Annotated in this window: 15 protein-coding genes; 10 read left to right on the top strand and 5 right to left on the bottom strand. The window is 69.8% G+C overall.

The genetic code is table 11. The annotated features are described in order from the left end of the window. Positions 1 to 34: 34 nt before the first annotated feature. From AB0A97_RS03345 to AB0A97_RS03335, 3 genes are all read right to left on the bottom strand, one after another. Positions 35 to 931, bottom strand: coding sequence for a DUF4429 domain-containing protein (locus AB0A97_RS03345; RefSeq protein WP_361143762.1), 897 nt, complete (start codon positions 929 to 931; stop codon positions 35 to 37). Between the two features lie 175 nt (positions 932 to 1,106). Next, complete coding sequence (locus AB0A97_RS03340) at positions 1,107 to 2,330, bottom strand: alpha/beta hydrolase (protein WP_361143759.1); 1,224 nt, start codon at positions 2,328 to 2,330, stop codon at positions 1,107 to 1,109. A 282-nt stretch (positions 2,331 to 2,612) separates the two neighbouring features. Beyond that, positions 2,613 to 3,314, bottom strand: coding sequence for a TetR family transcriptional regulator (locus tag AB0A97_RS03335; RefSeq protein ID WP_361143756.1), 702 nt, complete (start codon positions 3,312 to 3,314; stop codon positions 2,613 to 2,615). Between the two features lie 114 nt (positions 3,315 to 3,428). Between AB0A97_RS03335 and AB0A97_RS03330 the strand changes: the two genes are divergently transcribed. The 3 genes from AB0A97_RS03330 (at position 3,429) to AB0A97_RS03320 (ending at position 6,208) form a co-directional block, all read left to right on the top strand. Further along, positions 3,429 to 5,033 (top strand): MFS transporter, encoded by a 1,605-nt coding sequence (locus AB0A97_RS03330; RefSeq protein WP_361143753.1) that lies wholly within the window; start codon positions 3,429 to 3,431, stop codon positions 5,031 to 5,033. Between the two features lie 374 nt (positions 5,034 to 5,407). Continuing rightward, positions 5,408 to 5,812 (top strand): peptidase inhibitor family I36 protein, encoded by a 405-nt coding sequence (locus AB0A97_RS03325; protein ID WP_361143750.1) that lies wholly within the window; start codon positions 5,408 to 5,410, stop codon positions 5,810 to 5,812. A 69-nt stretch (positions 5,813 to 5,881) separates the two neighbouring features. After that, the gene (locus AB0A97_RS03320) at positions 5,882 to 6,208 is read left to right on the top strand and encodes a small hydrophobic protein (protein ID WP_361143747.1); all 327 of its coding nucleotides are present in this window, start codon (positions 5,882 to 5,884) and stop codon (positions 6,206 to 6,208) included. Positions 6,209 to 6,356: 148 nt separating this feature from the next. On the opposite strand, the gene aceE is transcribed toward AB0A97_RS03320, so the two are convergent. Then, on the bottom strand, positions 6,357 to 9,089 hold the full coding sequence (gene aceE, locus AB0A97_RS03315; protein WP_361143744.1) for a pyruvate dehydrogenase (acetyl-transferring), homodimeric type: 2,733 nt from the start codon (positions 9,087 to 9,089) through the stop codon (positions 6,357 to 6,359). Between the two features lie 470 nt (positions 9,090 to 9,559). Here aceE and AB0A97_RS03310 point away from each other — a divergent pair, with 470 nt between their 5' ends. The 6 genes from AB0A97_RS03310 to AB0A97_RS03285 all read left to right on the top strand — a co-directional run bounded on the left by AB0A97_RS03310 (position 9,560) and on the right by AB0A97_RS03285 (position 14,471). Next, positions 9,560 to 10,000 (top strand): DUF3052 domain-containing protein, encoded by a 441-nt coding sequence (locus AB0A97_RS03310; protein WP_003979717.1) that lies wholly within the window; start codon positions 9,560 to 9,562, stop codon positions 9,998 to 10,000. Positions 10,001 to 10,208: 208 nt separating this feature from the next. Continuing rightward, positions 10,209 to 10,667 carry a peroxiredoxin gene (locus AB0A97_RS03305; RefSeq protein ID WP_031003511.1) on the top strand — a complete coding sequence of 153 codons (459 nt, stop codon included), beginning with the start codon at positions 10,209 to 10,211 and terminating at the stop codon, positions 10,665 to 10,667. A 157-nt stretch (positions 10,668 to 10,824) separates the two neighbouring features. Continuing rightward, positions 10,825 to 11,400 (top strand): TerD family protein, encoded by a 576-nt coding sequence (locus AB0A97_RS03300; protein ID WP_030023139.1) that lies wholly within the window; start codon positions 10,825 to 10,827, stop codon positions 11,398 to 11,400. A gap of 259 nt (positions 11,401 to 11,659) precedes the next feature. Next, positions 11,660 to 12,235 (top strand): TerD family protein, encoded by a 576-nt coding sequence (locus AB0A97_RS03295; protein WP_030023140.1) that lies wholly within the window; start codon positions 11,660 to 11,662, stop codon positions 12,233 to 12,235. Between the two features lie 54 nt (positions 12,236 to 12,289). Continuing rightward, on the top strand, positions 12,290 to 13,480 hold the full coding sequence (locus AB0A97_RS03290) for a DUF475 domain-containing protein (RefSeq protein ID WP_361143740.1): 1,191 nt from the start codon (positions 12,290 to 12,292) through the stop codon (positions 13,478 to 13,480). 253 nt (positions 13,481 to 13,733) lie between these two features. Beyond that, entirely contained in the window at positions 13,734 to 14,471 is a 738-nt protein-coding gene (locus AB0A97_RS03285; protein WP_361143737.1) for a Tellurium resistance, read from the top strand. A 477-nt stretch (positions 14,472 to 14,948) separates the two neighbouring features. On the opposite strand, the gene AB0A97_RS03280 is transcribed toward AB0A97_RS03285, so the two are convergent. Next, a complete protein-coding gene (locus AB0A97_RS03280) occupies positions 14,949 to 16,181 on the bottom strand; it encodes a TerD family protein (RefSeq protein WP_361143734.1) in 1,233 nt (410 codons plus the stop codon). Between the two features lie 219 nt (positions 16,182 to 16,400). On the opposite strand from AB0A97_RS03280, the gene AB0A97_RS03275 reads away from it, so the two are divergent. Then, entirely contained in the window at positions 16,401 to 17,573 is a 1,173-nt protein-coding gene (locus tag AB0A97_RS03275) for an HpcH/HpaI aldolase/citrate lyase family protein (protein WP_361143732.1), read from the top strand. The last annotated feature ends 14 nt before the right edge of the window (positions 17,574 to 17,587 follow it).

Genomic DNA, 17,587 nt, shown 5'->3' with positions numbered 1-17,587 from the left:
CCGCCCCGTGCCGCTACAGCTCCGCCCCGTGCCGCTACAGCTCCGCCAGCAGCTCGGCCTTCTTCGACGTGAACTCGGCGTCCGTCAGCAGGCCCGCCGTGTGCAGCTCGCCCAGTTGCCGGATGCGGTCGGCGATGTCGGCCGGGTCGCGGCGGTCGTCGGCGCGGGTCCGCACCGGCCGGCGGACGCCCGCGTCGGCGCCGGGCGTGGCCGCCCGTACCGCCTGGAGCACCGAGGCGGCGAACGGCAGCGACTCGTGCACCGGCCCGTATCCCAGCCCGAAGACCACCGAAGCCGGGTCCTGGTCCGCCTCGCCGGGCCGCCGGTCCTCCGCGCCGCGTTCCACCAGCCGCAGGTACCCGTTGCCCGACAGCACCCCGGCGCCGCTTTCCGGCGAGCGCCACTCCACCCCGGTCAGCCCGCCGACCGGGAAGTGCTGGTCGCCGCACTTCCACTTGGCCGACGACGCTCCCGTCCAGAACCAGCGGAACGCCACCGAACTGCCGTCGAAGGACGCCTTGCCGTCGTACGCCTTGAAGGTCAGCGGCGGTTCCGGCGCGGCCACCAGGTGCTCGTCGGCGGGGAGCGCGGCGGCGGGCCCGAGCACGGTGCGCAGCTCGTCGCGGTAGTACTCGGCGAGGGTCTCCCGGTCGGCCGGCAGCGCCAGGCGGTACGGGTCGAGATCGTCCTTGAGCTGGCCGTCGGCAGCCTCCATCAGCGGGTCGGCGCCCGGCCGGGGCACCGCGCGCAGCACCACCGTGCCGCGTCTGCCCGGCGACAGCTCGACGGACCTCAGCGCCTCGTAGGGGACGCGCCGCTCGCCGAGCGCCTGGAACAGCTTCGGCCTGCGTATCCCCCGTTCGAAGCGGATGAGCACGGAGTCCGTGTCGAACTCCCAGACGGCGTGAAAACCGGCCAGCACATCACCCATGCGGCTCATCGTAAGCGGCGGTCGCCCGCCCGTCCCCCTTCCGGACATCATGCGCTACGCGCGTCAAGCCGCTTTTGCCCCATGTCACCCCCGTGCCCGGCGCGTCCGGTTCACGCCGTACGGAACCGGACCCGGGGACCGGTGCGAACCCGGGCGCGGCAGCGCGTGCCGTCACTCAGGCCAGGTCGGCCGAGCACTCCCGGTCCTGCGCGGCGCAGTCCACCGAGGAGACCGCGCCCACCCCGATCTTCGCGAAGTTGCGCAGGCTCTCCGTGCCGGGCACGAAGTACCCGGCGTGCCCCTGGGCGCCGGCGGCCGACAGCACCCGGGAACCGAAGGCTTCGGTGACCGGGTCGGCGCCGTGGCCGAGCCCGCCGACCTCCAGGTACGGCACGTCCTGGATCCAGTCGTCGGGGTTGCGCATCGCCCACACCCGGGCGCCGGTACCGAGCCCCGCGGCGGTCTCCGCCCGCATCCCGGGGCTGCCCGCCACCGCGATGTCGGTGACACCGGACGGCAGCCGGTGGGCCGCGACGCCGCACACCACGGAGCCGTAGCTGTGGCACATCAGTGAGACGGAAGCCGACTTCGGCAGCGCCCGCACCAGCGCGTTCAGCCGTACGGCGCCCGCCTCGGCGAGCTGCCCGGTGGCCGCGCCGACACCGAGCCCGGCGGGCGCGGTGTAGTCGGCCCAGGCGATCACGGCCGTACGGGAGTCGCCGCCGCGTACGGACCGTTCGGCGTCGTAGAGCGACTTGGCCATGCCGGCGGGCGCGCTCGTCGCCCGCGCGGTGCGCTCGAAGGTCGCGAGGTTGGTGTCCACGCCGGGCACCACCACCGAGACGTGCCGGGCCTGCCGCAGGTCGCCGAAGACCTCGGCGGCCCGGCCGCCGCCGGCCGGGTCGAACGCGAGGATCTGCCGGCCGGGGCCGCGCATCGACGCGAAGCGGTGCATCAGCCGGCTCGCCTCCCGGCGGCCCACCGGCGTCAGCCGCCGGTCGTGCATCCGCTTCCGCTCCAGCTCACCGGCCTGCCGCAACGCCTGCTTGTTGGCCTGATAGCGCAGGTCGACGGGGGCTCCGCCCATGTTGCCGACCACCAGCGGGTAGCGGTCGGCGAGCGTGGCCCGGTCGGCACGGCTCAGCTTCCGGAAGAAGGCGGCGAGCGCGCCGGGCGCGGAGTCGGTGTCCGGCAGCCGGTGGCCGCGGAAGGAGGCGTGCTCCCAGGCGGACCGCGCGGTGGCCAGCGGGTTGGCGTCGTCCTTGCTGCCTCTGACGGCCGTCCAGCCGGTCATCGCGAGCATCACGAACACCACCAGCAGGGCGAGCGCGGCACGCCAGGCGGTGGACTGCAGGAAACCGAAGGAGGGGGCACCGAGGCCCGGAAAGGAAGAAGTCACCGCGGGCCACCCTAGGAGACGTGACGGGGTGCCCGCCGAGGGGGTGAGGGATATCACGTTTCACGCTGGTCATATGGGACCACTTCGGACACGGTGCGGTAACGGGCGTCGCTCAGACGTGCGGAAACGGACTCAGGCAGGCACTCGGCGGCCGACGGGCGCGCCGCTTCCGACGGGCGCGCTTTCGGAGGGCTCGGCTCTCCGGTCGGCCGCGCTGCTCCCGGGGCGCGCGTCGGCTTTCCGGTCGGCCGCGTCGCTTCCGGAGGGTGCTCGGCTCTCCGTTCAGCCGCGCCAGTCGCCGCACACGGCCGGTCCGATCTGCGCCAGGTACTCCTCGGTGATCTCGCGGATCGACTCCACGCTGACGTCCTCGCCCTCGCCCCACACCTTCCCGGCGACCCGCATCACGCCGCTGAACGCCGCGACCACCACCCGCGGCCGCGGGTCGGTCGCCACGTCCACGCCCTCGCGCCGCGCGACGAGCCGGGCTATCTGCTCCTCCAGCTCCGAGTAGCGGCGCCAGTGGGCGGCCATGAGCGCGGGCGTCGACTCGATCATCTGGTACGTCCGCATGTGCAGTTCGAGCGGAATCACCGACTGGATCACGCCGCCGAGGTCGTCCCACGAGGTCATCACGGCGCTGTGCAGCGCCTCCAGGGGGGTCTCGGCCGCCGGGCGCCGTTCCAGTTCCTCGACGAAGCGCGCCTCCACCATCTCGTGGACGGCGAAGACGACCTCCTCCTTGCTGGCGAAGTAGCGGAAGAACGTGCGCTGCGATACGTCGACGGCCTCGGCGATCTCGTCGATCGTCGTCTCGTCGTAGCCGTGCGCCGTGAAGAGTTCGAGGGCGGAGCGGATCAGTGCGTCGCGGGTGCGCTGCTTCTTGCGCTCACGCAGGCCGCCGGTCCCGGTGCCGCCGGAGGGTTCACCTCCGCCGGTCCAGACGGTTTCAGGTCGGGTCACCTGCGGCGTGGAGCCGGTCATCCTGCGCCGCCTTTCTCGTTGTTGCCGCTGCTCAGAATACCTGTGAGCTAAATGACAGTTACCGACTGTTGAATTATTTTGTCAACTGTCAGTGGCTGACATTAGCCTCGTGGAATGAGCTCTCAGACCCCGGTTGCCCAAGCCGCGCCGGACCTTTCCGTACCGGAGCCTCGCAAGGGACTCCGGGGCCATCCGTGGCTGACCCTGTTCTCCGTCGCGATCGGCGTGATGATGGTGGCCCTCGACGGCACCATCGTCGCCATCGCCAACCCGGCCATCCAGGCGGACCTGAAAGCGTCGCTCGCCGACGTCCAGTGGATCACCAACGGCTATCTGCTGGCGCTCGCCGTCTCGCTGATCACGGCCGGCAAGCTCGGTGACCGCTTCGGCCACCGGCAGACGTTCCTCATAGGCGTGGTGGGCTTCGCCATCGCCTCCGGAGCCATCGGGCTGTCCAGCGAGGTCTCGCTGGTCATCACCTTCCGTGTGCTGCAGGGCATCTTCGGCGCGCTGCTGATGCCCGCCGCCCTCGGACTGCTGCGCGCGTCCTTCCCGGCCGAGAAGCTCAACATGGCCATCGGCATCTGGGGCATGGTCATCGGCGCCTCCACCGCCGGCGGCCCGATCGTCGGCGGTCTCCTCGTCGAGCACGTGAACTGGCAGTCGGTGTTCTTCATCAACGTGCCGGTCGGCGTCCTCGCCCTCGTACTGGGCCTGGTGATCCTCAAGGACCACCGCGCCGTGAACGCCCCGCGCTCCTTCGACATCCCCGGCATCGTGCTGCTCTCCGGTGCCATGTTCTGCCTCATCTGGGCCCTGATCAAGGCCGGTGAGTGGGGCTGGGGCGACGCGAAGACGCTGGGCTTCCTGGCCGCCGCGGTCGTCGTCTTCGCCGCCTTCGCGGTCCTGGAGACCAAGGTCCGCGAGCCGCTGATCCCGCTGCGGATGTTCCGGTCCGTACCGCTGACGGCCGGCACGATCCTGATGGTGCTGATGGCCTTCGCCTTCATGGGCGGCCTCTTCTTCGTCACCTTCTACCTGCAGAACGTGCACGGCCTGAGCCCCGTCGACAGCGGTCTGCACCTGCTGCCGCTGACCGCGATGATGATCGTCGGCTCGCCGGCCGCGGGCGCGCTGATCACCAAGTTCGGCCCCCGTGTCCCGCTGGTCGGCGGCATGGTCTTCACCGCCGTCGCCATGTTCGGCATGACCACCCTGTCCACCGGCACGGGCACGCTGACGATGTCCCTGTGGTTCGCGCTGCTGGGCCTGGGCCTCGCACCGGTCATGGTCGGCGCCACCGAGGTCATCGTCGGCAACGCGCCGCTGGAGCTGTCCGGTGTGGCGGGCGGCCTCCAGCAGGCCGCCATGCAGGTCGGCGGCAGCCTCGGTACGGCGGTGCTCGGCGCCGTGATGTCCAGCAAGGTCAGCTCGGACTTCGCGGGCAACTGGAGCAAGGCCGGGCTCCCGGGCGCGCCGGACCCGGCGCTCAAGGCCGCCGCCGAGGTCGGCGCGGTGCCGCCGCAGGTGGCCCAGGCCCCGGGCATGACGCCGCAGATCGTCGACCGTATCGGCACCGCGGTGCACGACACGTTCGTGTCGGGCATGGGGCTGTCCTTCACCGTCGCCTGTGCCGTGGCGGTCGTCGCGGCCGTCGTCGCGCTGTTCACCAAGCGCGGCGCCAACGCGGAGGCGGGCGCGGGCGTCGGACACATCTGACGTCTGCCGTCCGACTGCCTGAGTGCCCGGCCGTCCGCCGGGCGGCCGGGGCGCCTCGACGCGCGGCCGACCGGAGCTTCCCGCTCCGGCCGGCCGCGCGTTTCGTTTCTCCACAGGCGTGCCGTCCTCCGTACGGGCCTGAGGCTTACCGCACCCCGGCGTACGACGCCCGGCCGCGCGCAGACGAAGTGACGTCAACGGCTCGCCGCCGTACGTCCGTTGACGGCCCGGCAGCAGCGCGTCGCCTATCAGGGTGGGACGCCCGGCGCGGGCTTGGCTCCGGCACCCGCACGCGGCCAAGCTCGGATCACCGGCCCGCGGCGGACCACCCCGCCGCGGCAGACCACTTCGTACTCCACGGGGGAGTGATGCACATGCGTACGATCCACGCCGTCGCCCTGCTGACCGGAGCCGCCGCGCTGGCCGCCGCCCACCTCGGCGTCCCGACCGCGCACGGAGCACCGCAGCAACGGCCCCGGGCGCACCCGGGACCGGCCGCGGGCGACTGCGCCACCGGTCAGTTCTGCGTCTGGCCGGGCCGCGGTTTCGGCGGCAAGCGGCAGAGCTACGAACTGTCCGGCACCGACATCGAAAGCTGCGTCACGCTGCCCGCCGGCATCCGCGGCGCCTCGTTCGCCAACCGCACCGGCCGGCCCGTCACCACGTACCAGAGCGCCGAGTGCGAGGAGACCGGGGAGTACGACACCTACCCGGGCGGGGGTAGCTGGGTGCCCGAATCCCCTTACCAGGTCAGGGCGTTCAAAATCTGGGAGAGCTGACCGGGGGAGTGGGTACGGCGACGCGGGGTACTCGGAGCCCGAGCCCGAACCACGCGACCCTCGGGAGGGATGATGGCGGGCCTCGGACAGCACAGCCGCACCCGATGGCGGACCCACCTGCGGAGCAACCCCCGCTCACGAGGCCGGACGGGGCCTCGGACCGGGCCGGACCGCGCGACGCTGGGCGTGATCGGACTGATCTGCGCGGTCGCCGGATTCTTCATCCTGAGCATCGTGCTCGGGCCGGTGTCCGTGCTCCTCGGCTGGCTCGCGATGGGCCGCCGGTGGAACAGCGGGAGCGCGCTCCCGGCACTGGTGGCCGTCGTCCTCGGTGTGATCGACACAGTGCTGGCGATCATCCGGATCACCACCACGGCCGTCGGGGCACCGTTCTGAGCGGGCCCCGCGGCAGGCGTACGTGATCACCTGCCCGCCCCCGGAGCCACCGAGGGGCCGGGCCGACCGGTGACAGCGACGCGAAAAGGCGCCCCCGGCCGGATCTCTCCGGCCGGGGGCGCCTCGGTGTCAGCTGTCCTGGGGGCGACTACGCGTCGCCGCCCGCCTCGCCGGCCTCCGCGGCCGCGACGTCCAGCAGTTGGTACCGGTCGATCGCCTGCTTCAGCAGCGAACGGTCGACCTTGCCCTCCTTGGCCAGCTCGGTGAGCACACCGAGCACGATCGACTGCGCGTCGATGTGGAAGAAGCGGCGGGCCGCGCCCCGCGTGTCCGCGAAGCCGAAGCCGTCGGCGCCCAGCGACTGGTAGGTGCCCGGCACCCAGCGCGCGATCTGGTCGGGAACGGCACGCATCCAGTCGGAGACGGCCACCTTCGGACCCTCGGCGTCGGCGAGCTTCCGCGTCACGTACGGGACGCGCTGCTCCTCCTCCGGGTGGAGCAGGTTGTGCTCCTCGGCCTCCACCGCGTCGCGGCGCAGCTCGTTCCAGGAGGTCGCCGACCAGACGTCCGCCTTGACGTTCCACTCGTCGGCCAGGATCCGCTGCGCTTCGAGCGCCCACGGCACCGCCACGCCGGACGCGAGGATCTGGGCCGCGTGCTCGCCCTTCTCGCCCTGCTTGAAGCGGTACAGGCCCTTGAGGATGCCCTCGGCGTCCACGTCCGCCGGCTCGGCCGGGTGCTGGATCGGCTCGTTGTAGACGGTGAGGTAGTAGAAGACGTCCTCGCTGTTCTCGCCGTACATCCGGCGCAGACCGTCCTTGACGATGTGCGCGATCTCGTACCCGAACGCCGGGTCGTAGGCGACACACGCCGGGTTGGTCGAGGCGAGCAGCTGGGAGTGGCCGTCCGCGTGCTGGAGGCCCTCACCGGTCAGGGTCGTACGACCGGCGGTCGCACCCAGCACGAAGCCGCGCGCGAGCTGGTCGGCCATCTGCCAGAACTGGTCACCGGTGCGCTGGAACCCGAACATCGAGTAGAAGACGTAGATCGGGATCAGCGGCTCGCCGTGGGTGGCGTAGGCGGAGCCCGCCGCGATCAGCGAGGCGGTGCAGCCGGCCTCGGAGATGCCGTCGTGCAGCATCTGGCCGGTCGGCGACTCCTTGTAGGCGAGCAGCAGTTCGCGGTCGACCGACTCGTAGATCTGGCCCAGCGGGTTGTAGATCTTCGCGGACGGGAAGAACGCGTCCATACCGAAGGTGCGGTACTCGTCCGGCGCGATCGGCACGAAGCGCTTGCCGATCTCCTTGTCCCGCATGAGGTCCTTCAGGACCCGCACGAACGCCATGGTCGTGGCGATCTTCTGCTGGCCGGAGCCCTTCTTTGCCCCCGCGTACGCCTTCTCGTCCGGCAGCGGCAGCGGCTTCGCCCGCACGACACGGGTCGGGACGTACCCGCCGTTCGCCTTGCGGCGGTCGTGCATGTACTGGATCTCTTCGGAGTCGCGGCCCGGGTGGTAGTACGGCGGGTTGCCGTCCTCCAACTCCTTGTCCGAGATCGGCAGGTGCAGCCGGTCGCGGAAGCGCTTGAGGTCCTCGGCCGTCAGCTTCTTCATCTGGTGGGTCGCGTTGCGGCCCTCGAAGTTCGGACCGAGGGTCCAGCCCTTGACGGTCTGCGCGAGGATCACCGTCGGCTGGCCCTTGTGGGCCTTGGCCGCCGCGTACGCCGCGTAGATCTTCTTGTGGTCGTGACCGCCGCGGCCCAGGTGCTGGATCTGCTGGTCGGTCATGTTCTCGACCATCGCGCGCAGGCGGTGGTCGTCACCGAAGAAGTGCTCGCGGATGTACGAACCGGTCTCGGTCGCGTACGTCTGGAACTGGCCGTCCGGGGTCGTGTTCAGCTTGTTGACCAGGATGCCGTCGCGGTCCTGGGCCAGCAGCGGGTCCCAGCTGCGGTCCCACACCAGCTTGATCACGTTCCAGCCGGCGCCACGGAACTGCGACTCCAGCTCCTGCATGATCTTGCCGTTGCCGCGGACCGGGCCGTCCAGGCGCTGCAGGTTGCAGTTGACCACGAAGGTCAGGTTGTCCAGGCCCTCACGCGCCGCGAGGGACAGCTGGCCGAGCGACTCGGGCTCGTCCATCTCGCCGTCGCCGAGGTAGGCCCACACGTGCGAGTCGGAGGTGTCGGCGATGCCGCGCGCCTCCATGTAGCGGTTCATCCGGGCCTGGTAGATCGCGCCGAGCGGGCCGAGGCCCATCGAGACGGTCGGGAACTCCCAGAAGTCCGGCATCAGCCGCGGGTGCGGGTAGCTGGACAGGCCGTCGGGGAACTTCGACTTCTCCTGGCGGAAGGCGTCGAGCTGCTTCTCGGTGAGCCGGTCCAGGAGGTACGCGCGGGCGTACACGCCGGGCGAGGCGTGGCCCTGGAAGAAGATCTGGTCGCCGCCCTTGCCGTCGTCCTTGCCCCGGAAGAAGTGGTTGAAGCCCACGTCGTACAGGGAGGCGGAGGACGCGAAGGTGGCGATGTGGCCGCCGACGCCGATACCGGGGCGCTGCGCCCGCGACACCATGACCGCGGCGTTCCACCGGGTCGCGTTCAGGATCTTGCGCTCGATCTCCTCGTTGCCGGGGAAGAACGGCTCGTCCTTGGTCGCGATGGTGTTGACGTAATCCGTGCTGCGCATCTCGGGCACGGCCACGCGCTTCTCGCGGGCCCGCTCGATCAGGCGGAGCATGAGGTAGCGGGCACGTTCCCGGCCTCGCTCATCGACGGCTGCGTCGAGCGAGTCGAGCCATTCCTGGGTCTCTTCGGGATCGAAGTCCGGGACCTGGCTGGGAAGGCCGCCAATGATGATCGGGTTGCGATCGGATCCGGAAGCCACGCTGTTCCTTCGCTGTTCGGTCTTGCTCTGCTTTGGTGTCGCGCCGTCTTCCATCGTGTACCGGCTCACCGGGATACGTCATCTCTACCGGTGGGTAACCACCCCCTAAGAGACGGGCGCTCGCAGGCCGGTTTTTGAGGTCGGCCAAATCGCAACCATACGCCCACGCCGGAACCGGTTGCCGTACGGTCGTGCGACCCCCGAGAAGAAGTACGTGTGACGGGCGCCGCCCCCCAAAGAGCCCAGTCCCCCGCCAAAACGTAATAAAGGCAATAAAAGGGTGTGGGGTGAATCACTTCTTGCCGTGTGTGCGGGGTCGCAGTTGCGGCGAGACGGCGGTAAACGTCACCGTTTCGACGGTCTCGGCCGCCGGGTACTTGCGCGATCCGCCCGGCCCGTGTGGACTACGCCCAATGCCCCGCGCACGCGTGGGTGCACGTCATTTACCGAAACATGACAGGAGGCAATCCGTGAGCGCGACCGCGGACCACGCGGAGGAGCGGACCAACCCGGCCATCAAGCTGGGGTTCGAGCCCGGACAGGTGGTCCAGGAGATCGGCTACGACGACGACGTCGAGCAGGAGCTCCGCGAAGCCATTGAGGCCGTGATCGGCCAGGAGATCGTTGACGAGGACTACGACGACGTCGCCGACGTCGTCGTGCTGTGGTTCCGCGATGACGACGGCGACCTCACGGACGCGCTGGTGGATGCCATCGGTCTGATCGACGAGGGCGGCGAGATCTGGCTGATGACGCCCAAGACCGGCCGCGACGGGTACGTCGAGCCGAGCGACATCAACGAAGCCGCGCAGACCGCAGGCCTGTCCCAGACCAGGAGCATCAACGCCGGCAAGGACTGGAGCGGCAGCCGCCTGGTCACCCCCAAGGGCGCCAAGTCGGGCAAGCGCTGAGCCGCGCCCCCCACGTTCCGTACCGAGCCCTCCGCCGGATGATCCGGTGGGGGGCTCGGCGTGTGCGCCCCGGCGCGTAGGGTTGGCCGCAACCTGTTGGAATCCGCCGGAGCGGACGCTGCCGGCGGTGCCCCGCGCCGCACGCCGGTGACGGCGCCGGGCACGGCAAAGGCGTCCGCGCACGGTGTCTGCGAAGGGAACGGTCCCCATGGCGATCGAGGTCGGCTCGAAGGCTCCGGAGTTCGAGCTGAAGAACCAGCACGGTGAGCTGATCAAGCTCTCCGACTTCCGCGGCGAGAAGGCCGTGGTCCTCCTCTTCTACCCCTTCGCCTTCACCGGCGTGTGCACCGGCGAGCTGTGCGCCCTGCGCGACGAGCTGCCGAAGTTCGTCAACGACGACGTGCAGCTCCTGGCCGTCTCCAACGACTCGCCCTTCGCGCTGCGCGTCTTCGCCGAGCAGGAGGGCCTGGAGTACCCGCTGCTGTCGGACTTCTGGCCGCACGGTGAGGCTTCGCGCGCGTACGGCGTCTTCGACGAGGAGAAGGGCTGCGCGGTGCGCGGGACCTTCATCATCGACAAGGAGGGCGTGGTGCGCTGGACGGTCGTCAACGGCCTGCCCGACGCCCGTGACCTCAACGACTACCTCAAGGCGCTCGGCACCCTCTGATTCCCGCCGCGACCGGCTCCCGCCACGACATCGGCGCGGTGTCCGTACCGCTACCTGTAATCGGTGGGAACCGGTCACTAGGATCAAATCGTTGATCTGATGCCATGCACGATGGGGGCGCAAAGCAATTCGTACCCCTCGAACCCAGGGAGGACTCGTGGGAGTCAGCCTCAGCAAGGGCGGAAACGTCTCGCTGACGAAGGAAGCCCCCAATCTGACCGCGGTGCTCGTCGGTCTCGGCTGGGACGCCCGTACCACCACCGGTACGGACTTCGACCTGGACGCCAGCGCGCTGCTGACCAACGACCAGGGCAAGGTCGCCAACGACCAGAACTTCGTGTTCTTCAACAACCTGAAGAGCCCGGACGGCTCGGTCGAGCACACCGGCGACAACACCACCGGTGAGGGCGAGGGCGACGACGAGGCCATCAAGGTGAACCTCGCCGGCGTGCCCGCCGACGTCGCCAAGATCGTGTTCCCGGTGTCCATCTACGACGCCGAGAACCGCCAGCAGAGCTTCGGCCAGGTCCGCAACGCCTACATCCGCGTCGTGAACCAGGCCGACGGCAACGAGCTCGCGCGCTACGACCTGAGCGAGGACGCCTCGACCGAGACCGCCATGGTCTTCGGCGAGCTGTACCGCAACGGCGCGGAGTGGAAGTTCCGGGCCATCGGCCAGGGGTACGCCTCGGGCCTGCGCGGCATCGCGCAGGACTTCGGCGTCAACGTCTGACCCGAGTCATCACCCTTTCGCGCCCGGCGTCGTGCCCCCTGTCCGGGGAGTACGACGCCGGGCGCGCTTGAAGCCCGTACGCAGGCCGTGCGGTACCCGGATCCCGGCGCGCGGCGGACGCGCACCGCACGGAGTCCAGGTGAGAGCCGTAAGGATGGCGTATCCGGGGCCGTGTCCGTGCCGTACGGGCCAGGTACGAACCCGTATGAAAGCCGTGGGCAACCGCGGCACCACCGTCACCGGGGAGGATGCGAACACCATGGGCGTCACGCTCGCAAAGGGAGGCAACGTCTCCCTCTCCAAGGCCGCTCCGAATCTCACGCAGGTCATGGTCGGTCTCGGCTGGGACGCGCGCTCGACCACGGGAGCGCCGTTCGACCTGGATGCCAGCGCGCTGCTGTGCAGGTCGGGGCGGGTGCTCGGCGACGAGTACTTCGTCTTCTACAACAATCTCAAGAGTCCGGACGGCTCGGTCGAGCACACGGGCGACAATCTCACCGGTGAGGGTGAAGGGGACGACGAGTCGATTCTCGTGGACCTCAGCACGGTCCCCGAAGAGGTCGACAAGATCGTTTTTCCTGTCTCGATCCACGAGGCGGATGTCCGCGGCCAGAGCTTCGGCCAGGTCAGCAACGCATTCATCCGGGTGGTCAACCAGGCGGACGGCAGCGAGCTGGCGCGCTACGACCTCAGCGAGGACGCCTCCAGCGAAACCGCAATGATCTTCGGTGAGGTCTACCGGTACAGCGGTGAATGGAAGTTCCGCGCGGTGGGCCAGGGGTACGCGTCGGGGTTGCGAGGCATCGCTCTAGACTTCGGGGTCAACGTTTCGTAAAGCGCCGCGCACTGCGCGCGGGGGACCCCATACAGCGAGGGATTGGGTTAGGCAGTGCTCCTGAGAACCTTTGGCTGGTCGTTCGCCGTCACGGCGGCCGGCCTGGCTTTGGCCGGCGTCCTCTGGGGGTGGCAGGGGCTAGCGATCGTCGGCATCCTGTCGATCCTGGAGATTTCGGTCTCGTTCGACAACGCGGTCATCAACGCCGGAATCCTGCGCAAGATGAACGCCTTCTGGCAGAAAATCTTTCTGACCGTCGGCATTCTCATCGCCGTCTTCGGCATGCGTCTGGTCTTCCCGGTCGTCATCGTCGCGGTCACCGCGAAGATCGGGCCGATCGAGGCCGTCAATCTGGCGATCAACGACAAGGCGCAGTACGAGCACCTGGTCACGGGGGCCCACCCGGCCATCGCGGCCTTCGGTGGCATGTTCCTGCTCATGATCTTCCTCGACTTCATCTTCGAGGAGCGCGAGCACAAGTGGCTGGGCTGGCTGGAACGGCCGCTGGCCAAAATGGGCAAGCTGGACATGCTGTCCGTCATCGTCGCGCTGGTCGTCCTGCTCGTCGGCGCCATGACGGTGGCCACCGACGTCGCGCACGGCGGAGGTGACAAGAGCGCGACAGTGCTCCTGTCCGGCGTCGCCGGCCTGCTGACGTACCTGGTCGTGGGTGGCGTCTCCGGCTACTTCGAAGACAAGCTGGAGGAGGCCGAGGAGGCACAGGAAGCCGAGGACGAGGACGCCGGGAACGGCTCGGCGGCGAAGCCGGCGGTGGCGGGCCAGGAAGCCGGTCCGAACGGCGAGGCGTCCAAGCGCGGCTCCGTCTCGGGCGTGGGACTCGCGGGCAAGGCCGCGTTCTTCCTGTTCCTCTACCTGGAGGTCATCGACGCGTCGTTCTCCTTCGACGGCGTCATCGGCGCCTTCGCCATCACCAACGACATCTTCGAGATGGCGCTGGGTCTGGGCATCGGCGCGATGTACATCCGTTCGCTGACGGTCTTCCTGGTCCGCAGGGGGACCCTGGACGACTACGTCTACCTGGAGCACGGCGCGCACTACGCCATCGGCGCGCTGGCCGTCATCCTGCTCGCCACGATCAAGTACGAGATCAACGAGGTCATCACCGGCCTGGTCGGAATCGTTCTGATCGCCGCGTCCTTCTGGTCATCCGTGCGCAAGAACCGCAAGGAAGCCAAAACGGGAGAAGACTCCGCGGCAAAGTCGGAAGTCACCTCCGGAGTGTGACGAGGGCCTGATTGAGGAACGCTCTCAGCGGGGCGGCCATGGAGTGCTCACTCCATGGCCGCCCCGCGGCCGTACCGGGCCGCGGGGCGGCCGGGACAGCCGGGAGGAACCGGTATGGCCGGGATGAACCGGTACGGCCGGGGAGAACCGGCACAGCCGGGATGGACCGGTACAGCCGGGACGCACGCAGCAGTCGGGTCGCCGAGCCATCGGGGCGGGCGGCCTCCGGGTCGGATCGATGGGGTGGGGCAAGGTGTCGTTCTTGGGCAACTGGCGTCGGGGCGGGGCGCCGAAGTTCGAAGCCGGTGGCGCGTCGTACGTGGTCGAGCTGACCAAACGCAATCCGGTCGTCTCGCTGACGAAGCAGGGCGCGGCCTCCGGGCACCTGCGGGTCAACCTGTCCTGGCAGATGCGCACGTCCGACATCGGAATGCGCAGCTCGCAGCGTGGCGGCAGCCTGCTGCGCAATCCGGGCAAGATGTTCAAACCGGAGGTGGTGCAGGCGCAGGGGCCGGCGGTCGTCAAGATCGACCTGGACCTGGCCTGCCTGTACGAGCTCAAGGACGGCACCAAGGGCGTGGTGCAGCCGCTCGGCAACTTCCTGGGCGACATCAACGCCGCGCCGTACGTGAAGCTCAGCGGCGACGACCGGTTCGGCTCGCCCTCCGGCGAAACGCTCTACATCAACCTCGACCACCGCGACGAGATCAAGCGCCTGCTGATCTTCGTCTACATCTACGACGGAACGCCGGCCTTCGACCGCACCCACGCCGTCGTGACGCTCTACCCGAGCAGCGGCCCCCGCGTGGAGATCGGCCTCGACGAACGCGCGCCACAGGCCCGCTCCTGCGCCATCTTCATGCTGGAGAACAACAAGGGCGAACTCACCGTCCGCCGCGAGGTGAAGTACGTCTACGGCTTCCAGTCCGAACTGGACCGCCTGTACGGCTGGGGCCTGCAGTGGGGGCGAGGGTACAAGTCGAAGGTGTGAGGTGGGGCCGGGGACCCTGGGGCGTGGGCCCTGGGGTACGGGTGGGGCCTGGTGAGGCGGGGTGGGGAAACGTTACGGCTGGTGTGGAGGGCGGGGCGGGAGCCTGGACTCGCGGCTGTTGAGGCTGGGGCCGGTCGGCCTTGTGCTGCTCTGTGCCCGGCGGCCCTGCCCGCTGGCCCGGCGATCCGGCGGCCCAGTCCGCTGGCCGCCCGGCCGCTGGTCGTTCGGCTGTGGACGGCCGGCTGCGGACGGTCGGCTGTGGGTCGGCCGTGTGAGGGCAGGCGCCTGGGGTCTGCTCACCCTCCACTCCACTCATTCTTCACTCCACGCCGAGCAAGGGGCGGCCATGGCCCCGTTACGGCTGGCCCGAACGAAGCTGCCGCCGGGCGCCACAACCCTTGAGCGGTGACGAGTAGCCGTCCACGAGTGAGCGGCCGGCCGGTGACGGGTGAGCGGTGACGGTCTGCCGCCCGCCCGTCAGCGGTGCTGGAACTGCGGCCCCTGCGGCGGGAGGACGAAGTTCGGGTCCAGCCCGGGCCCGGGAGCCGGGCCGGGGCCGGGCGGCTGCTGCGGGTAACCGTAGGCCGGAGGCGCCGGGACGGCCGGAGCCATGGGGCCCGTCGGATACGGCTGGTGCTGAGGCTGATGTGGAGGCTGCGGATAGCCGTACGAGGGCTGGGGCTGCTGTGGCTGTTGCGGCGTCGGACCGGGGTATCCGTACGCGGGCTGAGCCGGGGGCTGAGTCGGAGGCGGCGGGATGTTCGGAGCGTGCTGCGGACAGCCGTAACCCCCGCCGGCGGGCTGCGGCTGAGGCGGGAACGCCGCAGCCGCGTGCGGGGCAGTCGCGGGCGGAGCGGTGGGCGGCGGCAGCGGAAACGAGTCCGGTTCTGACTGCACACCGGAGTCCGGGGCCGGTGCCTGGCCTGCGGCGGGGGGCGTCGGCGCCGGTGCTGGCGCCTGGTTCTGGCCAGGGCTCGGGCTCGGGTCGGGAAGGTGCTGTGTCGCGGCCTCGGGGTCCGCAGGGGACACCGGACCCTCCGCCTCGCCGGACCCGGCACCGGCCCCGACGGCTCCGGTGCCGGAGCCCTCTGCGGGTGCGGTGGCGGCCGACGACGCGGCCGCTGTCGGGCCGACTGTCGCACCGGCTTCCTGCACCGCGGACTCGTCCTCTTCCTCCACCGAGATCCCGAACTCGGTGGCCAGGCCGATCAACCCGTTCTCGTAACCCTGCCCGAGCGCACGGAATTTCCACCGGTCTCCGCGCCGGTACAACTCGCCGCAGATCAGGGCCGTCTCCTTGCCCGTCTCCGGCACTACGTCGAAGACCGCGACCGGCTCGTCGTCCGACGAGGAGGCGTCGTGCAGCAGGACGCGTAGATCCCGTACGTGCGCGAAGGTTCCGCCGTCCGCCGATGCGGTGAGCATGACACGGTCCACCGACGCCTCAAGTCCGGACAGGTCCGCCTCGATGGTGTCCGCCACTCCGTCGGCCAGCTGCGTCTTCGGCAGGTGCCGCACCTGGCCGCTGGGGTGCCGTGGCTGGTTGTAGAAGACGAAGTCCGCATCGGAACGCACGCGTCCGTCGGCACCGAGGAGCAGGGCCGAGGCATCGACATCGGGCACTCCCGCGCCGGGGGCCCAGCGCAGGACGGCCCGGACCGCCGTGGTGTCGAGGGGTACGTTGGACCCTTTCAGCATCGCGTGCGTCATGTCCGTAATCCTGCCTTCCCGGAGGTCGGGGGGACAACGCGGGGGCCGTCCCGGCGTGGCCCGCCCGGTGCCCGCGACACCTGGCCGTCGTGTGCGGGTTACGTGCTTTTCACATGGGCGGGAACTTTCTCCTCACGGCCGCACGTACGATTACCGGCCGGATCCAGACAGCGAGTCGCCGCGGGGTGGCCCCGGCCCCGCCTGCTCACGGGGAGTTCTATGCGTCACTTTGGGCATCTTGCGCCCGATATCCGGAACGCTTTGTTCCACCAGGAGCCGGCCGAGTTCACCGCCGACTCCCCGCCCGGCATGCTCTCGGTCGCCCTCGGCGCGACGCTCTACAGCCCGGCCACCCGTCCACGGCTCGCCGAGGACATCGTCAAACAGGCCGGACGTGGAGTGGTGTCCATGGTGCTGTGCCTGGAGGACTCCATCAGCGACGCGGACGTGACCGCCGGTGAGGAGAACCTCGTACGGCAGTTCACGGCCCTCGGCGAGGAGGCCGAAAACGGTACGGTCCTCCCGCTGCTGTTCATCCGGGTGCGCGCGGTTGCGCAGATTCCCGACCTGGTGCGCCGACTGGGTCGTGACGTGCGACTGTTGTCCGGATTCGTGCTGCCCAAGTTCACCGAGGAGCGAGGCGTCCCGTTCCTGGAGGCGCTGACCGGCGCGGAGGGGGAGTGCGGGCGGCGGCTGTTCGCGATGCCGGTGCTCGAATCGCCCGACCTCCTCCACCTGGAGAGCCGCGGCGAGACACTGCGGGGCATCGCGCGCACGGTGGACAAGTACCGTGACCGCATTCTGGCGCTGCGTCTCGGTGTCACCGACTTCTGCTCGGCCTACGGCCTGCGCCGGGCCCCCGACATGACCGCGTACGACGTGCAGATCGTCGCCTCCGTGATCGCCGACGTGGTGAACGTCCTCGGCCGGGCGGACGGCACCGGTTTCACGGTCACCGGCCCGGTGTGGGAGTACTTCCGGTTGCACGAGCGGATGTTCAAGCCGCAGTTGCGGCAGAGCCCCTTCCTCGGCAGGGCGGAGGAACTCCGGACGGCTCTGATCGAACATGACATGGACGGCCTGCTGCGCGAGATCGAACTCGACCGCGCGAACGGCCTGCAGGGCAAGACCTGCATCCACCCCTCGCACGTGGCCCCGGTGCACGCCCTCTCGGTCGTCAGCCATGAGGAGTTCAGCGACGCCGTGGACATCCTGCGGCCCGAGCGGGGCGCCGGCGGCGTGCTGCGTTCCGCGTACACGAACAAGATGAACGAGATCAAGCCGCATCGCGCCTGGGCCGAACGGACCCTGCTGCGCGCCGAGGTGTTCGGCGTCGCCCGCGAGGGCGTCGGCTTCGTGGAACTGCTGGCGGCCGGCCTTCCGCACACCTGAGACGGCGAACGGTT

The organism is Streptomyces sp. NPDC045470, from assembly GCF_040646595.1.
In the GTDB taxonomy this organism is placed as follows: Bacteria; Actinomycetota; Actinomycetes; order Streptomycetales; family Streptomycetaceae; genus Streptomyces.
The sequence above is the reverse complement of the archived record's forward strand: the minus strand, read 5'-3'. Positions and strand labels throughout refer to the sequence as shown.